This is a genomic window from Sphingobacterium sp. MYb388, from assembly GCF_037479535.1.
Lineage (GTDB): Bacteria > Bacteroidota > Bacteroidia > Sphingobacteriales > Sphingobacteriaceae > Sphingobacterium > Sphingobacterium anhuiense.
The window spans coordinates 48,961-71,354 of sequence record NZ_JBBGYV010000009.1 but is presented as its reverse complement, the minus strand read 5'-3'; the positions used below and the strand labels follow the sequence as shown (position 1 = coordinate 71,354).

Sequence of the window (22,394 nt, the reverse complement as noted above, 5' to 3'; positions counted from 1 at the left end):
TAATAGGTGCTTAGCACCTATTATTTTAATAAAACTCGCAAACTGTAACATTATACGATAACCGCATACTAATTATTCATTACACCTATTTTGAATATAACAACCTAAACAATACAATGAAAATGAAACTATTATTAACAATCTTATTTGCAATCAGTAGCCAACTGCTTTGGGCTGCTATTGGAATATCGGGTAAGATCGTAAATGAAAAAAATGAACCCATGGGCGCAGTTACAGCCTATCTGATCAATAGTACTAATGATATTATCTTAAAAACAGCAATTACGAAAGAAGATGGGCAATATGCTTTTGAAAATGTTGCTGCAGGATCTTATTATGTGGAAGCAAGAATGATCGGGTACAGTGTATCCCGATCTGCAGTTATTGCTTTTAATAAAACACAGCAACAGATTGCAGATTTGAAATTGAGTCCCAGTACAAATGCTTTAGCTGAGGTGACGATCGAAGGCAAGAGGCCATTAGTCGAAAATAAACAGGGGAAATTGATTTTAAATGTCGAGAATTCGCCTTTAGCTGCGGGTAATAATGGACTCGATATCGTACAGCGCGCTCCTGGAGTTAGTTTGGACAACGACAATAATCTGCAGTTAATGGGGCAGTCTGGAGTAAAGGTTACTATCGACGGCCGACAAACTTATATGACTGGAGAACAATTGACTACGCTTTTGAAAAGTACTGATGGAAATCAGATCAAATCTGTTGAAGTAATCAAATCACGTAGTGCGAGGGACGATGCAGAAGGTGCTGTGGGAACGATCAATATCGTGATGAAAAAAAATAAGATGGAGGGATTTAATGGTAATTTCTCTGCCACAGCAGGATTAGGACAGAAGTTTAGAGGTAATTCGGCCTTATCTTTAAATTACAAAAAGAATAATACAACCTATTTTGGATCTTATTCTTATAGTGATGATAAATATGTCAACAGACTAAATATAGAGCGTATCATTTCTAATGACGGCATCGAGACTTTATTTGATCAAAAATCAAATCTGCATATTAAAGATCGTACGCATACATACAAATTTGGCATAGAGCAGAAAACTTCCGATCGGAATGTGATGTCTTTACAATTTAACGGAAGCAATAATGTGGAGCTTAATGATAACGATAGTAAATCTCTCATTGGACCTTTAACGACAATTGATTCTACGTTGATCTCTATGACACAGTTCAAAGAGGGTTTTAATCGTTATTCACTTAATTTCAATAATGAGTTTAAGATCGACTCGACAGGTAAAAAATTGGTACTGGATTTAGATTGGAGTAAATTCAAAAATAGTAAAAAGGCTGATTATGATAATAGATTGTTTAATCAAAACGATCAATTGATACGTGATCCAGAACTATTGCGAAGTGAGATGCCAATTGGAATTGATATATACGTCGCAAAACTGGATTATAATCAACCGCTGAATAAAACCTCGAATATAGAAACCGGTGTGAAGTATTCAAATGTGAAATCTGATAATAATCTTCTGTTTGAAGAGCAACTGGATAATGTCTGGACAAATATCGTCAATAGATCAAATCATTTTGTTTATAAAGAGCAAATTGCCGCAGGTTACTTTGATTATGATAACCAGATCGGTAAATGGGGTATTAAGGCCGGTTTAAGAGGGGAATATACACTGTCTGATGGACACTCCATTACAGAAAATAAACAGGTTAAACGTAATTACTTTGATCTATTCCCTTCAGCTAATTTGAGTTACGATGCGCATGAAAACCATATTTTCTCTTTGGGATATTCACGTAAGATCACAAGACCTAATTATCGACAACTCAATCCTTTTGATTACTTTATCGATAAGTACACTTCTGAGCGTGGTAATCCTTACTTAAATCCACAGTATGCAAATGAGTTGAATTTGAATTATACTTTATATAAGAAATATACGGTTACATTGGGTTACAATGCGCAGACCGATGCTATCGTGGAAAGTATGGGCCAAGATTCAATTAAGAAAACAACTTGGGTAACGCGTGAAAATCTAGGAAAAAATAATTCGGCATTTTTGAATTTAAGTATGCCAGTTCAGATTGCAAAGTTCTGGTCTTCCTACAACAATATCACGGCTGTATACATGAATTTTGACGGAGCTATTGCAGGAGCGGTGGTTAACAATTCAAGTTTCCTTTTTCAGGTGAATTCAATGAGTACATTTAAGCTGTCACCTTCATTGTCTGCAGAGATGAATCTACGCTACTTTTCACCTTTTACTTATAACATTTATAAATTGGAAAGTCGTTGGGATGCACAAATTGGCTTTACTAAAAACTTTAAAGACAAAAGAAGTTCGCTTAAACTCGCAGTCTCCGATGTCTTTAATACCAGTAATCAAAACCTATCAACGAATTTCTCATCTTTCAATACAAAGATTCGACAGAATCAGGACCGAAGAGTGGCACGTTTAACCTACTCTTATAAGTTTGGAAATTTGAAAAATGTGACTAAGAAAAAGAGCACGGATAATGAAGAAAAACAGCGTGCCCAATAATAGATAGTTTCAATGTTTATGTAATATGTTGACCGTAAGTATGAAAATACTTGCGGTTTTTTTTGCAATATCATCACTCAGATCATACTTGTTTACAACAGTATTCGGATAATCTCACTATTTTATCTCGCTATTAAATATAAGATGGCTTGCTGCTATTTTGAGAGAAAATTAATGAGCAGCTGTGTGCTTGATACATGGTCAATTTGAGATCTGTATGGAGTTCGTGTTCGTAGACTTATTCCAGACCGAAAAAAATACAGGAGGGATAGAATATCCCTCCTGTAAATAATATGCTAACGTTGAAGTTACGGAGTTTCCTTCGATGTTGATTCCACTGTTTGTGTTATTTATTATAATTCTACAATTTTCATTTTAGGAACTAACGCTTTCATTCCTGCCCACGCAATAAGATAAGCGACCGCACAAAATGAGAAGATAATGAAATATCCAGCTGGTTCACCTTCAAATCCCATGAATTTCAGTTGAGTTTCTTTAGCATAGTCAAAAAGAACACCTGATATTTTATTAATAATAAAGGCTCCTAAGCCTCCTGCTAATCCTCCGATACCGGTAATAGTGGCAATAGCTTTTTTCGGAAACATGTCTCCAACAGTAGAAAAGATATTTGCAGACCAGGATTGGTGTGCAGCACCAGCAATTCCAATAAAAATGACAGGAACCCAATAGGAGATATAACCTAAGGGCTGTGCAAATAAAACGATCAAAGGAATAAATGCGAAAATTAACATCGCTTTCATTCGACCTTCATACGGATTCATGCCCTTTTTTTCGACAAATAGGGTCGGAAGATAACCTCCGTAGATTGAGAATAAAGTAATGATGTATAAAACAAAAATTGCTAATTGTCCTTCTGTATCAGATGATTTTATATTATAAACAGCACTTAAATAGGCAGGCATCCAAAATAGGAAAAACCACCAGACACCGTCTGTCATAAATTTTCCAAAGGCAAAAGCCCAAGTTTGTCTATGTTTAAAACACTCCAAAAAAGATACTTTTAATTTCTCATTAGATTTTTGTTCTTCGGTATGATGAGCTGAATCCTGTAGAATATAGCGCAGCTCACTTTCATTAACCTTAGGGTGCTCTTCTGGTTTTTTGTACATGAATACCCAAAATCCCATCCATACAAAACCCAAAGCACCAATAATAATAAAAGACATTTCCCATCCATAATACTTTGCAATGGTTGGGATCGTGATGGGGGCCACCAGTGCACCAATAGTCGCACCGGCATTAAATATACTGGTCGCTAAAGCCCGGTCCTTTTTTGGAAAGTACTCTGCAGTTGCCTTTATGGCGGCAGGAAAGTTTCCAGCTTCACCTATTGCTAATACAAAGCGGGCAAAAATAAATAGGGTAACACTCGTACTGATTACTAAACCGACATCATTAATTGTTCCAATTACTGCTTTAGACTCCTCAAAATTTAGAAACCAGTTACCTGTTAACTGGCCCGCAGTAGCGATACCACAAAAAGCATGAATAATAGCACCAACTGACCAAATGCCGATCGCCCAAAGAAAGCCTTTTTTTGTATCCATCCAATCGACAAACCGACCTGCAAAGAGCATACTTACGGCATAAAAGATTGAGAAAAGTGCTGTTATATTACCGTAGTCATTGTTTGTCCAATGAAATTCAGGGCTTATAAAATCTTTCCATGTTAAGGATAAGACTTGTCTATCTAAATAATTTATCGTGGTGGCAAAAAATAGGAGAGCACAAACACTCCAGCGGTACTTTGTTGGTTTATTATTGTTCATATTTGGTTTACTCTATTCTTTCTATTTTGATAATAGAAATATAAGTTTGTTGTTACTGTAACTTTATGAATCTATATGATCATCTTTATGCAACTGGATCAGTGCTGTATGTGTCGAAGAATTATAATAGATATATTTTAAAGTTAATGCTTATAATAATAGGTAGAGCAAAATCAGCATCTTATTTTTACGCAAACGTTTTCAGAGATTGATTAGATTTATACCAGCATTTTGTGCCTAATGGTAAAAACAGGAAGCATGATCAGCTGTTGTCTTACGGTTGCGTACTATAATTGTGTCAATCCATCTGGATCATTTCGTACATCCTCATTTTCACTGTTATATCAGCATAAATTATAAGGAATCAGTTGACATTCCCATTAATTTCCAAAATAGTCCCACAATACTCATATATGTAATTATTTGGATCTCCATCTTTTGAGTATGCGCATGTTTATGCTGCAATTAGCTCAATAGCCTACGTTGATTGGGATTAAGGATTATTTGAAATTTTTGTGCTGATTTATAGAACTCTAAATTATTATATTTGTTTGATGATTGCTACTATTGAGGTAATCAAGTAAAAGTTTTTAAGAATGGAACTGCAAGCACTGTATAACTTATTCAAACAACACCCCAGTGTATCCACGGATACACGAAATATTCTACCTGATTCGATTTTTTTTGCTTTAAAGGGATCAAATTTCAATGGAAATGAATTTGCGGAGCAAGCCTTGATTTCGGGTGCCGCTTATGTCGTCATTGACGAAGAGAAATATAAAAAAGATGATCGATTTATACTTGTAGAAGATGCTTTAGAAACTCTCCAAGCGTTAGCACATGTTCACCGTAAACAATTGAATATTCCTTTTATTGGTGTAACGGGCACTAATGGTAAGACAACGACGAAAGAGTTGCTGCATGCCGTTCTGTCCAAAAAATATAAAACTTATGCTACAAAAGGAAATTTAAATAATCATATTGGTGTTCCATTGACTTTGTTGGCGATAGACGATGATATTGAAATTGCAATCATCGAAATGGGAGCTAATCATATTGGTGAAATTGATTTTTTATGCAGGATTGCCGAACCCACTCATGGTCTGATTTCAAATGTAGGTAAAGCACACTTAGAGGGATTTGGTTCCTTTGAAGGGGTAAAGAAAACAAAAGGTGAACTCTATGACTGGTTGGAAGCTAATCAAGGAACGTTATTTCTACAGGGAGATAATCCTTTTCTTAAAGAAATGGCTGAGCAACGGCATATTGATAAAGTGGTTAAATATGGTTTTTCCGAGTCAAACGCTATTATTGGAAGCCTGATTAAAGCTGATCCATTATTGCAGATTGAATGGCATCTTCAACAATCTGAAGAGATCTTTCATGCCGATACGCAGTTAGCAGGTTCTTATAATACGGAGAATTTTTTGGCGGCGATAGCTCTTGGACATTATTTTCATGTGCCTCTTACCCTTATCAATAACGCTATTTCAGAATATAAACCAACAAATAACCGTTCTCAGATAACAAAGACAGATCGTAATACAGTGATCTGTGATTATTATAATGCTAATGCAACGAGTATGGAAGCGGCATTAACAAATATGCGTATCATTGAGGCTACTCATAAAGTTGTTATACTGGGAGATATGTTTGAATTAGGTGAAGAATCTTCTCATGAGCATAAAAAAGTGGTGGAACTATCGAAAACCATTTCTGGAGCGCGTTTGATCTTTGTCGGTAAAGCATTTTATGAGCATCAAGATGTTGATGGAGAATTTTTCGAAACAACAAGTGATGCGAAAGCCGCTTTATTGAGCAATCCGATTTCGCATGCAACCATATTACTGAAAGCATCCCGTGGAATGGCTTTTGAAAAGCTGATGGATGTTTTATAGATTTTTGAAAAGATATTAGAAAATAAAAAGGAGCTGATCGGTTCCTTTTTATTTTCTAATCAATTTACTATTGAAATAATAGATCGACAATCTGTTTGGCTTCTTTGACATCATGTACACGAAGTAACTGTACTCCCTTACTGAGGAGAAGTGTATTGAGAACTGTCGTTCCGTTTAGCGCTTCTTGTGGAGTTAGACCAAGTTTTTTATAGATCATTGACTTTCGGGATATACCACCAAGTATAGGAAGCCCATAATAGTGAAGTTCATCTACCCGATAAAGCAACTCGTAGTTTTGTTCAATTGTTTTTGCAAAACCATAACCCGGATCGAGTATAATATCTTTGACGCCCAATTTTCTTAATGTAGCAATCTTCTCACCAAAATATGTAGCGACATCTGTGACGATATCCTGATAGGCAGTTAATTGTTGCATATTTTCGGGAATGCCACGCATGTGCATCAAGATATAAGGCACTTGCAATTTTGCAACTGTCGGGAACATTTCCGGATCAATTGTACCTCCGGAGACGTCATTGATCATATGTACGCCGCCATGTACGCAGGCCGCAGCAACATCGGCACGGAATGTATCTATTGAAAGTATCGCATCAGGAAATGTGTTTGAAATAGCGTGGACAGCAGGTAGTGCTCGATCTAGTTCCTCCTGTGAAGTAATTAACGTGGCTCCAGGTCGAGAGGAATAGGCACCGATATCAATGATGTCGGCTCCAGCATCTAAAAGGGCCTGAGTCTTGATCAGTATTTGTTCAATATTCTTATTATTTTGCCCACCATCAAAAAAGGAGTCCGGAGTAACATTTAAAATTCCCATGATGACGGGGCGGTCAAATGTCATGATGCGACCTTTTAAATTGATGGATTGCGCAGGGGTAGTTTTGATCATTTTCATCTTTTACAAATGTATCAAGCTTATTTAATAAATGCTAAAATTAAAAAGAGGTCAATTTTCGTTAATGAAAATGACCTCCTCTAATTTATTAAACGATCTATTTAACAACTAATACGCCATCAGCAACAAAAGTGATTTCGTTTGTCGTATCTTTTACTTTAGCATAACCATCTACAATCACATTTTTACCAACTAAATCAGCAGGTACAAAATAGCTGTAATCGGTAAAGCGTACTGTAATAGGCTCTTTGTCGCCCGTTCTTTGAAGTGTCAAGAAGCACCCTTTTTTGGTGCAGACCTGAACAACTTTTCCAGTGACTTTACCGGTGAATTTAGGTGATTTTTCTAATGATTTTTCTAGTTTGTCAACTGTAATAGCATTGGACTTATCCACTTTTTTACCATATTGTACACCAATTTCTGCAGGAGTAATTTCTTTTTGTTGAGCTTGGCCGTTCCAAGAAATACCAAAGGCTAAAGCAACAAGTAATAGTAATATTTTCATACTGATCTTATTTTCGTAGAAATTCAAACTTCCCGCTAGGATCTAACTTCATCACACTTGATGACTTCCCGTCACTTTTAGTATGTTGTCCAAACTGAACAACATAATCCACTTGATTTTTAATCTCTTCAGAGATATCATCAAAACATTTTGGTGAATCTTCGCCACTAATATTCGCAGAGGTAGATACCAAAGGTTTTCTAAAACGTTGTAAAAGCTGTTGACAAAAGTCGTGATTAACAATACGAATTCCGATTGAACCATCTTCTGCAATAACATTTGGAGCTAAGTTTTTAGCTCCAGAGTACACGATAGTTAGTGGTTTCTCTGTGTATTCAATCAATTGGTAAGCTACTTCTGGAATTTCAGTAACGTAACTTGCCAATTGATTGTCATTATGTAGTAGAATAATAAGGCTTTTTTCCTTTGCTCTTCCTTTTAACTGAAAAACTTTCTCCACAGCCTCAGGATTTGTGGCATCGCAACCAATACCCCAGATCGTATCTGTTGGGTATAAAATCAAACCGCCATTTTTGAGAACTTCTAAAGCTTGATTAATATCGTTTCTATCTACAAATTGACTCATTTTTTATTTTAATTAGGAAATTATACAGCTACGTTGTGATCACGTAAAGCATCATTTAAAGATGTTTTCTTGTCTGTAGACTCTTTACGTTTACCAATGATAAGTGCACAAGGAACTTGATATTCACCAGCAGGGAATTTTTTTGTGTAAGAACCAGGAATAACAACCGAACGAGCAGGTACATAACCTTTGTATTCTACTGGCTCAGGGCCCGATACATCAATAATTTTAGTGGATGCAGTTAATACCACATTAGCACCTAAAACAGCCTCAGTTTCAACACGGATACCTTCTACAACGATTGCTCTAGAACCAACAAAAACATTGTCTTCGATAATAACGGGAGCAGCTTGTACCGGCTCTAATACACCACCAATACCTACACCGCCACTTAAGTGAACATTTTTGCCAATCTGTGCGCAAGAACCTACAGTAGCCCAAGTATCGACCATAGTGCCTTCACCAACATATGCTCCGATATTGACATACGAAGGCATCAAAATTACACCTTTAGCTAGATATGCACCTAAACGAGCAGATGCTCCAGGTACAACACGAACACCAATTTCTTTGTAGTTCGTCTTTAATTTCATTTTATCGTAGTAAACGAATGGACCTGCAGAAGACTCACTCATTTCACGGATCGGGAAATATAAGATTACAGCTTTTTTTATCCAGTCATTAACATGCCATCTCGTACCGATTGGCTCAGCGACTCTCAATTCACCAGCATCAAGTTTTAAGATCACAGTACGAATTGCTTCCGCATATTCTTTATATTCTAGAAGTTGTCTATCCTCCCAGGCATCTTCGATAAGTTTTTTTAATTGTTCAGGCATCTTTTATAATTCAAAAATTATCAGTTCTTTTTATTGAAGACAAATATGTTAAAATTTGTTCAATTTATAATGGATAATGAGCAGATTTTAAGTCAATATGACTATTTTTGTACAAATGGCAACAGAAACTGAAAAACTTCGAATCGATAAATATTTGTGGTCAATACGTCTTTTTAAAACACGTAGTCTGGCTACTGAGGCCTGTAAGGCTGGGCGGGTAAAATTGAACGGGCAGAATATTAAGCCTTCCTACGTTGTTAAAGTAGGGGATATCTATCAGGTTCAAAAAGGAATCGAACGTAAGATCGTAAAAGTTCTAGGACTTCTTGAAAGAAGAGTTGATGCGAAGACGGCCGTACAGTTTTATGAAGATCAAACTCCGGAAGAGGAGACAACCGCTTATAAATCGGCATTCCATGCTCCAATTTTAACTCGAGATCGGGGAGCTGGCAGACCCACTAAAAGAGACCGTCGTGAGATTGATGATTTGAAAGAAGATTGGTGGGAAGATGATGGACAAAGTAAATAAATACATATAAAATAGAAAAAGCTACTTAGTAGCTTTTTCTATTTTATATAAGTGACAAGATCATCGAAATCAATATCTCCGTGCGATGCATTGAAAAGGCATGCTTTGCCTTTTATAATCAAGAGCTGCGGCGACTGATGTTCGATATGCCAAATGGAAGCAATCTGATTCGAAATTTCTCGGAAAGCTAATAAATCTAAATAATAAACATCGTAAGACTTATCTGTTAAATTAGCAAAGCGTTCAAAGTTTTTCTTCGCCATACCGCTAATGCCACAGGTAGTACTGTGTTTAAAAATTGCAGTGACCTGCTCACTACCCAATATTTCCTGTAGTTGGTCTAAACTATTAAGAGGAATCCAGTTAATCATATTATAATTCAGTAAATTTTGAAGCTTCTACGTGTTCGAATGTAGAAACAGTTGTAAATGTACAGCTTTTCTTTTTATTGTTTAGTGCGATAAACGAAGTTGGAAGCTTTAGGCCAGAACCCGCGTCTTTATATTGATCAACCTGATAATTGACCAGACTTATGGTGTTTTCAAAAGCTTTTATCTCACCCGTATTTTCATTGATGAGTAAATTTCCTTTTATAGGACCGTCATAGAAACTCCCATCATAGCTAACAAACGTGCTCAACAATTTCTCATTATTCAAAAGTTTTACTTTTATATCAGTGAAGTTTATACCTTTTAATTCTGTTATTAGCGGCAATAACAAGAGCTTTAGGTCTTCATTGACCTGCTGCTGAATGTCGCGTTGCAGAGCCGTCTCTATGGTTTTAATCTCAACAGCATTAACAAAGAGTTTAAGGGGCTGCTTGCGTTTGAAATTGAATAAATAAACCAGCTTCTCATTTTTTGTTGATTGTCCTTCAAAGCGGCATTCTCCAGTTTCTCTATTCCATAATAATGATCTGTCGGAAGAGCTGTTAAGCAGATTCGCATTATCATTCCCTGTGCAGGAGAATAAGAGAAATTTAGTATTCTGCCAGTTTTCAATTCCTCCTATGGAGGATTCCAGCTTCATTTGTATATTACTTTCTTGTGCTATTCCCAAGACAGCATTCATTTGCATGATGATGTATAAGAAAGCAATTTTTAGTATAGTCTTCATTATATAAAATATAGATCTTTATAAAAGATAAAATCGACTTCAATATCTTATACAAGACACTGAAGTCGATCAAATACTATAGTGATAACAATATTATCTTATTCTTGTTTGCATTTCGCTAGCCAAGTTTTGATCTGAATAGCTTTTGTCTGGCTCTCGTGTTTAGAGCTCTTATTTTTTTAAATTAAAAAAAAGACATATTAATACTGCGCACTAATATGTGCCATCTGAATAGCAGTGATTGCTGCTTCTTCACCTTTATTCCCATGCTTGCCACCCGCTCTGTCCAATGCTTGCTGTTGATTGTCAGTTGTCAATACCCCAAAAATAACAGGCTTGTTGTATTTTAATGCGACGTTACTGATGCCATTGGCAACCGCGTCACAGATGAAATCAAAATGACGTGTTTCTCCTTGAATCACACAGCCTAAGCAAATGATTGCATCAAATGAATCATCGCGTAACAAAATATCTGCACCCGTTATTAATTCAAAACTACCAGGTACTTCGATGATTTTTATATTTTCTTCTTGTGCTCCATGCTTTTCTAGACCAGAAATTGCACCATTTAAAAGAGCCCCAGTTATTTCCGCATTCCATTGTGCAACAACAATTCCAAATTTAAAAGGATTTGCGTTTGCAACTGTAATGTGTGAAAAGTCCGATAAATTTTTAATACTACTTGCCATATGTAGAACAAACTTAGATAAATTTGCTTAGAAACACAATATAATTGCGCTCATATCAACGTAAATTTATGCATTGGTAATTGTTTCCAGGAAATGCTTTGTAGTTATTTCAATTATAATTGGAGTGACGTTATTGCACCGTATTTTAGCTGTCATAATAGCTCATATGAGAATTATATAGCATAAAAAAAGGCTGCCTTTGGGCAACCTTTTTTTATGTGTATTTGAGTCAATTCTACAAATGTGCTTGAACACGACCGATAAGACCATCGATCATAGCTGCTTCTTGACTTTCAGGGAAATCAGTCTTTATTTTTTTATACGTTTCTTCAGCTTGCTTGAACTCATTCTGAGCTTCGTAAACTAAACCTAATTTTTTCAAAAATAATGGAGTAGTATAAGAGTTAGCCGATTTATCAGCTGCTTCTTTGTAAAATCCAGCTGCTTTCTTATAATCTTTCAATTCTGAATGTACGTCACCTTTCAATCCAGTAACCAATGGGTCTAGAATTGGACTTCCGGTTGCCGAATAATTTTCTAAAGCTTCGATCGCTTCATTATACTTTCCTTGACGTAAATATAAGCCACCTAGGTATGCATTTGCAATGTTTGCAGATTTTGTATTTGAATATTCATCTGCAATTTCTTTAAATCCTGCAAAAGAACCGTCTCCTTCAATAGCACGATTTTGTAATGAATCTATTGCAGCATATTCTTCAGCTTTAAATATTTCGTTCGCTGCTTTCTCAGCTCTCGGTTGTAGATAAAGTTTTTGATATCCAAAATACAATATAATTAACACAAAAATACCACCGACGATAAAAGTGATGCTTTTTTGATTGTCCTGAAAAGATGAACCTTGTGAAGGTTTATTCGCTTGTCCAGCGTTATTTTGGTTTTGATTTTTAGACATTATGATTCAATGAAAAAATATAGATTGCAAAAATACAATTTTACGGTAAATATGCAAGCTTTTGTAATTATAATAAACGTTAAACTCTATTAATTAAGTCTTTCTCTGCCTCAATTTCTTTATCTATCTGTTCGTAGATTGAATTTTGGCTTTTAAATTCTGGCACAATCCTTTTCATTTCTAAAACAACATTATGCTTATTTTGCTGTTTAATACCGGTTACTAAGTTCTCAAGGTGATGATTAACCTGTTGAAAATCGTTTTCCCGAACTTTTGCAATCATAATTTTTTTATGATGCGTTGGCATTGTGTTCTCTAAATCATTCAGAAGCTCCTCGTAAAGTTTTTCTCCGGGACGTAAGCCTGTGAACTTAATTTCGATATCTTGATTTGGAATAAAACCAGAAAGTTTGATCATTTTATTCGCTAATTCGATGATTTTAACAGATTTGCCCATGTCAAAAACGAAAATCTCACCACCTTCTCCCATCGATCCAGCCTCTAATACCAATTGGCAGGCCTCTGGAATTGTCATAAAATACCTCGTTATTTCGGGATGTGTAACGGTTACGGGACCTCCTTTTTCAATTTGATCTCGAAAACGTGGTATAACAGATCCATTTGAGCCTAATACATTACCAAAGCGCGTCGTAATAAACTTGGTTTTAGCATTGACATGCTCATTACTTTGTAAAAAGTGGTTGAAGGATTGGACATATATCTCAGCAATCCTTTTCGTTGCACCCATAATATTTGTCGGGTTTACCGCTTTGTCTGTTGACACAAACACGAATTTTTCCGCACCATATTCAACCGCAAGATTTGCGATATTTTTAGTGCCAACAACATTTGTGTGTACTGCCTCTAAAGGATGGTTCTCCATCATCGGAACATGCTTGTAAGCTGCAGCATGATAAACATAATGCGGTTTGAAAGTTTCAAACATGAGCTTCATACGGTCAATACTACGTACGTCACCAATAAATGAATGATAAACCTGTAATGGAAACTCGTCCTGTAAATCCAGCTGTAAGTTATGCAAAGGTGATTCTGCTTGATCGCACAAAATAATCATCTGTGGTTCAAATTTGCCCAACTGCCTCGCGATTTCACTTCCAATAGAACCAGCAGCACCGGTTACCAGAACACGCTTGCCTTTTAACTGATTTAAAATGTTGTCATTGCTTATCTTTATTGGAGCTCGTTCAAGGAGGTCTTCAATTTTTATTTTTTGAATCTGATTTGGATTTAACTCCCCATTCATGATTTTCTTGACAGAAGGTAAAGTCAATATGGTCACCTTCTTCTCAAGGCAGATGTCAATGATATCATTTTTAGATTCTAAGGGGATATTGTGAGAAGCAATGATGACCTCTTCAATGTTCAGATTGATAATAACCTGTCCTAGTTTCTTCGGGTCAAAAATTTTAATTCCATCAATTACTTTTCCGATTTTTTGTTCATTGTCATCTAGATAACCGACAATGGCATTTTTGGAACGTGTATCGTGATCTAACGTTCTTTTAACGGCAATACCAAGGTCGCCAGCGCCGTAGATCAACGTATTGCGTCTGTCACTTCTTATATTTTTTGTATAAACAAAGAATATTTTAATAAATGTTCGGTATGTCGTGAGCAATAAGAAACAAAATAAGGCATATAAAATAATGAGTGAGCCAGGTAGAGTGTGTTGATCTCCAGTTGCGAGTAATACCGTTTTGATAACGAAGAAAACAAGTACTGCGAATACAATTGCTGTAAGAATTCGAATGGAATCAACAGCACTGGTATAGCGTATAATGCCCGTGTGCATCTTAAATAAATAAAAGGAAGTTGCTGTGACACCCATTGCATAAATCAGTCTGATCGCAAATTCAGATGTATTTATGAAAGCAAAATCAAAACTGTAATAGATGATATTTGCCAAGGTAAAGGCAAATATTGCCGTAAAGATATCTAATACAAAAATAATCCAACGTGGAACAATATTAAGTTTATTAAACATAGTTTTGTTTTAGTGCTTAGTTGGACAAATGTAACTTTTTTTCTAAACAGGTAGGCATATAAGTGCTTAATTTCTTTTGCTTAGCTTAAATAAAAGTAGTAAATTTAAAAAGTAATGCATGAAAATAAATGAGTGACTTAAGTAAATTGGCAAGTCAAGCAATGATACAGCCACAAGAGACTTTATCAGCGACTGCTTCTAGGGAAAAAAGATTGTTTATTGGTATACCCAAGGAAATTGCATTTCAGGAGAGAAGGATTTGTTTGACACCACTGTCAGTCGGTCTTTTGGTAGAAAATGGCCATGAAGTTATTATGGAAACTGGTGCCGGTTTAGGATCTAATTTTTTGGATCATCATTACAGTGAACAAGGTGCTCGTATTGTCTCATCTGCTGAGGAAGTTTATCAAGCGGATTGTATTGTGAAAATATGCGCACCAACTTTTGAGGAAGTAGGAATGATGAAGCAAAATCAGATATTGATGTCTTCACTACAGCCTTCATTATTAGAGCTACCTGTTCTGAGAGCACTTATTCAAAAAAAAATTACTGCTTTATCTTTCGAATATCTGCGCGATGAAGGGGGCTGTTTGGCAGTAGTCCGAGCAATGGGAGAAATTGTTGGTGCTACTTCAACTTTAATCGCTTCTGAATATTTAAGTAATAGTTTTGGTGGTAAAGGCTTAATGTTGGGAGGTATTACAGGTGTTCCGCCGACAGAAATGGTCATTATAGGTGCCGGAACAGTTGGAGAATATGCGGCAAGGACAGCTATTGCACTGGGTGCACAAGTGAAAGTTTTTGATAATTCCATTTATAAATTAAGACGTCTCCAAAATAATCTAGGAAGTCGCGTATACACTTCTATTATCCAACCTACAATTTTGAACAAAGCTGTGAAAACCTGCGACGTGGTCATCGGTGCTTTACGCTCAAAAAATGGGAGAACTCCTTGTGTCATTTCTGAAGAAACGGTTTCAGAAATGAAACCTAATTCTGTTATTATAGATGTAAGCATTGATCAAGGGGGATGTTTTGAAACTTCAAATATCACATCACATGATACACCGACCTTTAGAAAATATGATGTCATTCATTATTGTGTCCCTAATATTGCTTCTCGGGTGGCGAGATCTGCAACCTATGCATTAACAAATATTTTTACACCAATACTACTTGATATTGCTGAGCAGGGAGGTGTCAAAAATGTCATTTGGAAAAGTGCAGGAATTAGAAGTGCAACCTACTTATACCAGGGAATATTGACCAATAAGGATATTGCTTCAAAATTTGAAATGACAGCCAAAGATTTGGATTTAATTATAGTGACCAATTTGTAATTCATGAAACTTACTTTAATGATTATTCTTTTTTCAGTTGTTTTTCAAGCAACAGCGCAAGAAAAGTTTGCCTTATATAATGACAAGATCCCAAATTCTATCAATACAGATACGGCCAGATACAATCGAAATATTCCAGAAATATTTGTTTACAAGCCAAATGCAGCTTTAGATAAGGGTATGGGTGTGTTGATTATTCCAGGCGGTGGCTATGCACATATTGCTATGGATCATGAAGGACATGATGTTGCAAAAGAGTTGAACAAAGCTGGTTTTACGGCTTTTGTTCTTAAATATCGATTACCTTCGCCCAATATCATGGTCGATAAGAGCATTGGACCAATACAAGATGCGCAGCGTGCCATGCAGTACATCCGCAGTGGTTTTCCTTTATTGCATAAAGTCGGAGTTATCGGTTTTTCAGCAGGAGGGCACCTTGCATCTACTTTGCTTATCAGTTCAAAACGTGGTTTCATTGCTAATCCGTCACAGTTATCTTTAGCGCCCGATTTTGCCGGATTGATTTATCCCGTTATCTCCATGACTGACGCTATTACGCACAATGGTTCTAGAATCAACCTTCTCGGAGAGAATCCATCTCCAGAGCAGATTGCCAAATTTTCATCTGAACAGCATGTGACCTCAGATCTTTGTCCTGTATTTTTTGTTCACGCAAAGGATGATAAAGCGGTTCCGATTGAAAACAGTTATGTGATGATCAAAGCACTGGATAAAGCTCATGTTAAAAATAAGCTATTGACTTATGAGGAGGGGGGACACGGTTTTGGTTTGATTAATAAGACAAGTTCAGTAGCTTGGTTAGATAGTTTTGTAGATTGGGTAAATCATTTATAACATATTATTGAAATGAAACATATTTTAGGTCTTATTTTTAGTTTTTTGTTTTTAATAGCCGAAGCACAAACCTCTGATGGAGGATGGAAAGTGCCTCTTAATGCAGCAAGTCCTGCATTTGAAGTTCCCAAGAAAGATGGAACTTCTATTGCCAGTTCCGATCTGAAAGGAAAAGTAGTGTTGCTTAATTTCTTCGCAACCTGGTGCCCTCCATGTCGAGAGGAATTGCCTCGCTTGCAGAAGGAAATATGGGAAAAATATAAAGATAACCCCAAATTTGAATTAATGGTACTGGCGCGTGAGCAGGATTGGAATAAAATTGATCCCTTTGTTGCCGAACACAAATATTCCCTACCATTTTATCCAGACTTGAAAAGAAATGTATTTGGTTTATTTGCAGACCAAGGTATTCCACGCAATGTCGTACTCGATGCCCAGGGCAATGTTATTTACCAGTCCCTTGGGTATGAGAAAAAAGAGTTTGATCAATTGATTGCTCTTATTGATCGTCTTTTACTTAAAGACTGATATATTGCGCGATCTTGACGGTTACAGGTTGTCCTATTTGGATTGAAACAGGAGTCGTACTGATGGCATGTAGTTGTAAGGCATGATTTGTAATTACTAATTCATAATAAAAACCTCTAAAGCGGATATCGGTTAATGTGAAATCATGCGTTGTCTCCGATGCCGTTATAGATACCCATTCTTGATGAATGATGACGGTTGTATCACTTTGGATTTGAAGCAATTTCGCATCTGTGCTACTCAGAATATTGCTTTTAGCTAATAAAAGTGCTGTGTATGGATTAGTTGGTCTTTCGTAAAGTTCCCTTGGATGGCCTTGATCCAATATCTTACCATCTTTCATTACAATAAGATCGTCGGCCAGTGCCAATACTTCTGTCGGATCATGGGAAACAAGTATGATCGTAAGGCCTGTCTCGACCACAATTTGTTTGATGTCTTGTTGCAATGTGTCTCTGAAAGAGGCATCAACCTGATTGAAGGGTTCATCCATCAATAGTACTTGTGGATCATTTACCAATGCTCTGCAGATCGCAACACGTTGTTTTTCTCCACCGCTGATGTCAGCAATTCTTTTCTTTGCAAGATGATCAATCCGCAGTCTTTTTAGGATTGCAGCAGTTTTTGTTTGTTTGGCTTCGATATTTGTATTTGGCAATTGGGAAGCGACATTATCCCAAACATTGGCAAATGTGTTTAAGTCATCAAAACCCTGGGAAACCAGCTTCATGTCTTGATGCCCTGGGATTAGTTTATCTTTTCTTGTTGGAACTAACCAGCCTTTGTAACGAACTTCACCGGTTAATGGCTCTAATAGACCATAGATGAGACGAAGTAATGTACTTTTCCCACTGCCGGATTCTCCGATAATAGCCGTGATTTTACCTTCTTGGATTCCTATATTTGCTTGCTGTACGGCTAAACTTTCCGAATTTTCTAAAAATGAAAAACTAAGATTTTCAAGATGGATGTAAGGAAGTCCAAGGACCTCTTTATCAAAGGGAACATACTGACAAGAAGATTGTGACATATTTTGCAAAATAAAAAAAGCCGAATGTTATAATTCGGCTTAAAATTAAGCATTTTAATATTATTCTACCCTAAAAACCTAGCGTCAGGCCAAAAGTAAAATTATTTAAACCCTGTTGATCAGGACTATTTTCGAACATATCATTGAAATAATATTTGACAAAAACGCCCATTGAATCATATCCGAGTCGCGCAAAGGCACCATACTGGAAGCTGGCCAAATTGTAATTATCTTTAAATTTTTGGCTGCCTTGTTCATTACTTTTTAAACGTTGACTACCTTTTATTAAAATTCCAGTCATTGCGCCGACAGCAAGTTTCGCACGCTCACCATTTTTAAACCTTTTACTTCTGAACTCAAATGTTAACGGAACACGTAGGTATGTTGATGTAAATACATTCTTCTTGTAAGTGATGTCATCCGGGTAGGAATAGTCCAAAGGAGTAGCGTCCTGATCCAGCAAAACATTATGTTTCAACCTCAGATAGTTCCATTCAAAACCTGTCGATATATACGTTTTGAATCGATCACTGAATCGAAGGCCAAATTGAGCAATATCGAAACCAAAGTTGGAAGCTTTTTTATATTCTAAAAATTCGTTATTCTCATTTAATGTAAAGCTACCATCATTAATTAACCTTGAAAATCCCCAATCTATGCGAGAAAAAGTGATGCCACCAAATATTTTTGGATATTTTGAAACAGCAGGTGTGTTTTTGTCATCAATTTTATCACTGTCTTCTTTGCCTAAAATGCTTGTTGAAATATTAATTTTTTTAGTGCTGTCCTGTTGTGCATATGCTTTTACTAGAAGGCAGGATGTTAGGATACCGATGATTGCGAACGATAGAAAATATTTTTTCATATGGAAAGAGTTTATTTAGGTTTTACTTTTTTCTTTTTTTATTTTTAACGAGACTATTAAGTAGATCAATCTGTAATGTTCCCTCGTCATCATTGCTGAACTGAACTTCTGAACCATTCCCTTGATTGATGGTTTTGCTCAAAATGTTGAGCACCTTAGTAACAACATTCTGTTTGCTTTCGCTGGCTGAAGCCATCATACTTTCTTCTTCGTCCGGGTTTTCAATAATGGGTTTGATCGGGATGTATTCCATTGCATGTGCTATTTGTGCTTGTGAATCCACAACTACTAGCATCGGTTGTTCTGCTGTTATTTTTAGTTTTTTAAGCGCTACCTCTTCATTGATCTGTGCAATTTTCGGTGGCATTGATTTTATTTGATAATCAGTTTGCGTATCCTGAGTTTTTTCGGGTACAGTTTTGACGGCAAATCGGACAGGCTCTTCTTTAGTTTCTATCAAATCTTCTACTACATCCTTTTGTTCTTTTTGGGTAGCTGTATCTTTTTTCCGATTAACAATGTTTGTGGTTTCCACGGTGCTTGCTGACTGCTTCATGACCAATAGACTAAAAATCCCAATACAAATGAGGGTCGCGGCGATGCTAACAAGCGGTTTTAACCACTTTATTTTTTTCTTGATTGGTACAATTTTCTGTTCATCAAGATCCGCTTCTATTTTATTCCAGATATCAGCGCTAGGCTGTATATCAAGTTTGTCAATATGATCGCGGAATAATTTGTCGATTTCTTCATTTTTCATAACGTAAATGCCTCAATTTTTAATAATCTTGTTTTCAGCCACTGCCTTGCTCTTGATAACTGTGATTTTGAATTTCCCTCACTTATGTTGAGCATTTCGGCAATTTCTTTGTGTGTATAGCCTTCTACAGCATAGAGATTAAAGACTGTACGGTAACCAATGGGTAATTGATGAACGATTGACATTAAATCTTTGTAATGTATCTGATCGGTAGCGTTGTTATTCGGAATTTCATGAATAATGTCGTTATCGAGAGACTCTACATAAACAATTTTGTTTTTTCGCTGTATTTCAATAGCCGTATTGACCATAATTCTTCGTATCCAGCCTTCGAGAGACCCATTTTCTGAAAACAGGTGTCCTTTAGTGAAGACTTTTACAAATCCGATTTGCAGTATATCCTCCGCTTCTAAGCTGTCTTTTGAATAGCGTAAGCAAACAACAAACATTTTTTTAGAAAAAAATTGATATAGATGGTACTGAGCTTTTCTATCTCCAGTGAGACATTTTTTCCATGTTGAATCTATACTTACGTTTTCCAAAATTTAATCAGTTTATATTAGGAAGACGTAAGATATTTAGGAAAGGTTGCATGGGGCGCAACTATTTTATAATTATTTTTCGACTTGTAGGTGATGTAATCTCAATTTCAATTGTTTTTGCATCATCAGGCAGTAAGTTTGGGATTTTATTCGGCCATTCGATAAAACAATAATTTCCAGAATAAAAATAATCCTCATAGCCAAAGTCATAGGCCTCTTCTTCTTCTTTTATTCTGTAAAAGTCGAAATGAAAAATTGTGCCCTGTGGTGTGCTATATTCATTTACAATTGAAAATGTGGGACTTGAGGTGTTGTCTTGTACTTGCAAAGCTTTGCAAAGTGCTTTTATAAAGGTTGTTTTTCCCGCACCCATATGACCGTAAAAGAGAAATACACGATCATCAGGAAAAGACTTTAAAAGTAGTTCTGCAGCATGATCTAATTCTGAAAGTTGATTTACTTCGATTATCATGCTGCAAAATTACTTATTTGGAAGTATAAGTAGCGAAAGGAATAATCATTTCTTCCAATGAAATACCCCCATGCTGAAAAGTTTCATTAAAATAATTGACAAATTGATTGTAATTGTTTGGGTATACAAAGTATGAATCCTCTTTTGCAAAGACAAAGCAGGAGCTCATGTGCAACTTTGGTAATTGAGCGTCATGTGGATTCTTAATTAAGAACACGTCCTTGTCAATAAAATTTAGATTCTTACCCTGTTTATAGCGTAAATTGGTATTTGTATTACGGTCACCAACAATCTTGCTCGGTTTTTTTACTTTAATTGTTCCATGATCTGTTGTGATGATCACTCGAACATTACGCTGGGACAGCCATTTCAAGGCTTCAAATAAGGGCGAGTGTTCAAACCATGAAAGGGTTAAAGAACGGTAAGCCGCTTCATTGTTTGCCAATTCGCGAATCATAGCCATATCTGTTCTTGCATGCGAAAGCATATCGACAAAGTTGTAGACTAATATATTCAGATTGTTCTGGATTAAATTGCTCAGATTGTCCACGACATCTTTCCCCTGATCTAAGGTTAAGACCTTTGTATAGGAGTGTTTTATAGGCTTCCGGTAGACACGCTGGATTTGGTCTTCTAAAAATTTGTCTTCATATAAATTTTTACCACCTTCATCTTCATCGTTTTGCCACATTTTTGGAAATCGCTTTTCCATTTCTAAAGGCGTCAGTCCACTGAAAATTGCATTTCGGGCATATTGCGTCGCGGTCGGTAAAATACTGTAGTAAGTATCTTCTTCCTCTAGTCTAAAATAATCGGTGATTACTTCGTTGATCACTTTCCATTGATCGTAACGCAAATTGTCAATTAAAAAGAAAAATGTAGGTTTATCTTCCGTTAATTGCGGAAATACCTTTTTCTTAAATAATTGATGCGAAAGTATTGGAGCTTGATCTGGAGCTTTCATCCAATTCAAGTAGTTCTTTTCTATAAATTTGCAGAATTGAACATTTGCTTCCGATTTTTGCATTGTCAAGATTTCATGCATGCCCGCATCTTCAAGTTTCTCTAGCGAAAGCTCCCAATAGATCAGCTTTTTATATGCCTCGGACCATTGTTGATAATTCAGATCATCATTTAATACCATACCAAGGTTTCTAAAGTCCTGTTGATATGCCATCGATGTTTTCTCGTTAACAAGTCTCTTGTTTTCCGTCAGTTTTTTGATAGTCAGGAGAATTTGCTTCGGATTAACGGGTTTTATAAGATAATCGTCAATTTTAGAGCCTATGGCATCCTCCATGACATGTTCTTCTTCATTTTTTGTGACCAGTACAGTAGGTACGGTAGGATTAATGGATTTTAAGATTGCTAATGTCTCTAAACCTGTTAAACCCGGCATATTTTCATCTAAAAATACTAGGTCGAAAACACCTTCTTTAAAAGCATCCACCGCATCATTTCCATTATTTACTGTTTTGACTTTATAGCCTCTTTCTTCTAATAAGAGTATATGAGGTTTTAAAAAATCAATTTCATCATCAGCCCAAAGTATATGTGTTTTTTGCATATTGTAATATTTGCTATAATCAAAATCGATTAAATTCCAATTGTTTTAGTGTTTAGGTAGCTGGAGTAATAATCACTTTTTTTTGATATTTTCATTTAAACTATACGAACTTAAATAAAAAAGGAGCTTT

General features: G+C 36.1%; 22 protein-coding genes. 6 read left to right on the top strand and 16 right to left on the bottom strand.

Going from position 1 to position 22,394, the window contains the following annotated elements; translation table 11 throughout:
• Window positions 1–122 precede the first annotated feature (122 nt).
• Window positions 123–2,522 carry a TonB-dependent receptor domain-containing protein gene (locus WH188_RS22035; RefSeq protein ID WP_339424648.1) on the top strand — a complete coding sequence of 800 codons (2,400 nt, stop codon included), beginning with the start codon at window positions 123–125 and terminating at the stop codon, window positions 2,520–2,522.
• A gap of 353 nt (window positions 2,523–2,875) precedes the next feature.
• Here WH188_RS22035 and WH188_RS22030 read toward each other — a convergent pair whose 3' ends face one another.
• Complete coding sequence (locus WH188_RS22030; RefSeq protein ID WP_132771636.1) at window positions 2,876–4,312, bottom strand: MFS transporter; 1,437 nt, start codon at window positions 4,310–4,312, stop codon at window positions 2,876–2,878.
• Window positions 4,313–4,908: 596 nt separating this feature from the next.
• Between WH188_RS22030 and WH188_RS22025 the strand changes: the two genes are divergently transcribed.
• The gene (locus WH188_RS22025) at window positions 4,909–6,210 is read left to right on the top strand and encodes a UDP-N-acetylmuramoyl-tripeptide--D-alanyl-D-alanine ligase (protein WP_339424647.1); all 1,302 of its coding nucleotides are present in this window, start codon (window positions 4,909–4,911) and stop codon (window positions 6,208–6,210) included.
• A 67-nt stretch (window positions 6,211–6,277) separates the two neighbouring features.
• Here the strand turns inward: WH188_RS22025 and folP are convergent, their stop codons facing one another.
• From folP to WH188_RS22005, 4 genes are all read right to left on the bottom strand, one after another.
• Window positions 6,278–7,123 (bottom strand): dihydropteroate synthase, encoded by an 846-nt coding sequence (gene folP, locus WH188_RS22020; protein ID WP_339424646.1) that lies wholly within the window; start codon window positions 7,121–7,123, stop codon window positions 6,278–6,280.
• A 97-nt stretch (window positions 7,124–7,220) separates the two neighbouring features.
• A complete protein-coding gene (locus WH188_RS22015; protein ID WP_339424645.1) occupies window positions 7,221–7,628 on the bottom strand; it encodes a DUF4920 domain-containing protein in 408 nt (135 codons plus the stop codon).
• Window positions 7,629–7,635: 7 nt separating this feature from the next.
• The gene (locus tag WH188_RS22010; RefSeq protein ID WP_132771632.1) at window positions 7,636–8,214 is read right to left on the bottom strand and encodes an L-threonylcarbamoyladenylate synthase; all 579 of its coding nucleotides are present in this window, start codon (window positions 8,212–8,214) and stop codon (window positions 7,636–7,638) included.
• Window positions 8,215–8,234: 20 nt separating this feature from the next.
• A complete protein-coding gene (locus WH188_RS22005; RefSeq protein WP_132771631.1) occupies window positions 8,235–9,053 on the bottom strand; it encodes a 2,3,4,5-tetrahydropyridine-2,6-dicarboxylate N-succinyltransferase in 819 nt (272 codons plus the stop codon).
• Window positions 9,054–9,168: 115 nt separating this feature from the next.
• Between WH188_RS22005 and WH188_RS22000 the strand changes: the two genes are divergently transcribed.
• Window positions 9,169–9,582: an RNA-binding S4 domain-containing protein gene (locus tag WH188_RS22000; RefSeq protein WP_021191880.1), complete on the top strand. Its 414-nt coding sequence runs from the start codon at window positions 9,169–9,171 to the stop codon at window positions 9,580–9,582.
• Between the two features lie 38 nt (window positions 9,583–9,620).
• On the opposite strand, the gene ytxJ is transcribed toward WH188_RS22000, so the two are convergent.
• The 5 genes from ytxJ to WH188_RS21975 all read right to left on the bottom strand — a co-directional run bounded on the left by ytxJ (window position 9,621) and on the right by WH188_RS21975 (window position 14,305).
• Window positions 9,621–9,953 (bottom strand): bacillithiol system redox-active protein YtxJ, encoded by a 333-nt coding sequence (ytxJ, locus tag WH188_RS21995; protein WP_132771630.1) that lies wholly within the window; start codon window positions 9,951–9,953, stop codon window positions 9,621–9,623.
• Between the two features lies 1 nt (window position 9,954).
• A complete protein-coding gene (locus tag WH188_RS21990; RefSeq protein WP_208700514.1) occupies window positions 9,955–10,698 on the bottom strand; it encodes a hypothetical protein in 744 nt (247 codons plus the stop codon).
• A gap of 200 nt (window positions 10,699–10,898) precedes the next feature.
• Complete coding sequence (gene ribH / locus WH188_RS21985) at window positions 10,899–11,387, bottom strand: 6,7-dimethyl-8-ribityllumazine synthase (RefSeq protein ID WP_021191877.1); 489 nt, start codon at window positions 11,385–11,387, stop codon at window positions 10,899–10,901.
• Between the two features lie 235 nt (window positions 11,388–11,622).
• Window positions 11,623–12,300 carry a tetratricopeptide repeat protein gene (locus WH188_RS21980; protein ID WP_132843478.1) on the bottom strand — a complete coding sequence of 226 codons (678 nt, stop codon included), beginning with the start codon at window positions 12,298–12,300 and terminating at the stop codon, window positions 11,623–11,625.
• Window positions 12,301–12,379: 79 nt separating this feature from the next.
• Window positions 12,380–14,305, bottom strand: coding sequence for a polysaccharide biosynthesis protein (locus tag WH188_RS21975; RefSeq protein ID WP_132771627.1), 1,926 nt, complete (start codon window positions 14,303–14,305; stop codon window positions 12,380–12,382).
• Window positions 14,306–14,433: 128 nt separating this feature from the next.
• Here WH188_RS21975 and WH188_RS21970 point away from each other — a divergent pair, with 128 nt between their 5' ends.
• Genes WH188_RS21970 through WH188_RS21960 form a run of 3 tightly spaced genes read left to right on the top strand, consistent with a single transcriptional unit; the run spans window position 14,434 to window position 17,028 of the window.
• On the top strand, window positions 14,434–15,645 hold the full coding sequence (locus WH188_RS21970) for an alanine dehydrogenase (protein WP_021191874.1): 1,212 nt from the start codon (window positions 14,434–14,436) through the stop codon (window positions 15,643–15,645).
• A 3-nt stretch (window positions 15,646–15,648) separates the two neighbouring features.
• A complete protein-coding gene (locus WH188_RS21965) occupies window positions 15,649–16,500 on the top strand; it encodes an alpha/beta hydrolase (protein WP_132771626.1) in 852 nt (283 codons plus the stop codon).
• 12 nt (window positions 16,501–16,512) lie between these two features.
• Window positions 16,513–17,028, top strand: coding sequence for a TlpA family protein disulfide reductase (locus tag WH188_RS21960; protein ID WP_132771625.1), 516 nt, complete (start codon window positions 16,513–16,515; stop codon window positions 17,026–17,028).
• Here the strand turns inward: WH188_RS21960 and WH188_RS21955 are convergent.
• The 6 genes from WH188_RS21955 to porX all read right to left on the bottom strand — a co-directional run bounded on the left by WH188_RS21955 (window position 17,018) and on the right by porX (window position 22,264).
• Window positions 17,018–18,058 (bottom strand): ABC transporter ATP-binding protein, encoded by a 1,041-nt coding sequence (locus WH188_RS21955; protein WP_243655462.1) that lies wholly within the window; start codon window positions 18,056–18,058, stop codon window positions 17,018–17,020. The genes WH188_RS21960 and WH188_RS21955 overlap by 11 nt on opposite strands.
• 70 nt (window positions 18,059–18,128) lie before the next feature.
• Complete coding sequence (locus tag WH188_RS21950; protein ID WP_339424644.1) at window positions 18,129–18,923, bottom strand: outer membrane beta-barrel protein; 795 nt, start codon at window positions 18,921–18,923, stop codon at window positions 18,129–18,131.
• Window positions 18,924–18,945: 22 nt separating this feature from the next.
• Window positions 18,946–19,683 carry a hypothetical protein gene (locus WH188_RS21945; RefSeq protein ID WP_339424643.1) on the bottom strand — a complete coding sequence of 246 codons (738 nt, stop codon included), beginning with the start codon at window positions 19,681–19,683 and terminating at the stop codon, window positions 18,946–18,948.
• Window positions 19,680–20,132: an RNA polymerase sigma factor gene (locus tag WH188_RS21940; RefSeq protein WP_445265592.1), complete on the bottom strand. Its 453-nt coding sequence runs from the start codon at window positions 20,130–20,132 to the stop codon at window positions 19,680–19,682. Before WH188_RS21940 ends, WH188_RS21945 begins: the two co-directional genes overlap by 4 nt.
• Window positions 20,133–20,286: 154 nt before the next feature.
• Complete coding sequence (tsaE, locus tag WH188_RS21935) at window positions 20,287–20,697, bottom strand: tRNA (adenosine(37)-N6)-threonylcarbamoyltransferase complex ATPase subunit type 1 TsaE (protein ID WP_021191868.1); 411 nt, start codon at window positions 20,695–20,697, stop codon at window positions 20,287–20,289.
• Between the two features lie 13 nt (window positions 20,698–20,710).
• Window positions 20,711–22,264, bottom strand: coding sequence for a T9SS response regulator signal transducer PorX (porX, locus tag WH188_RS21930; RefSeq protein ID WP_021191867.1), 1,554 nt, complete (start codon window positions 22,262–22,264; stop codon window positions 20,711–20,713).
• Between the last annotated feature and the right edge of the window lie 130 nt (window positions 22,265–22,394).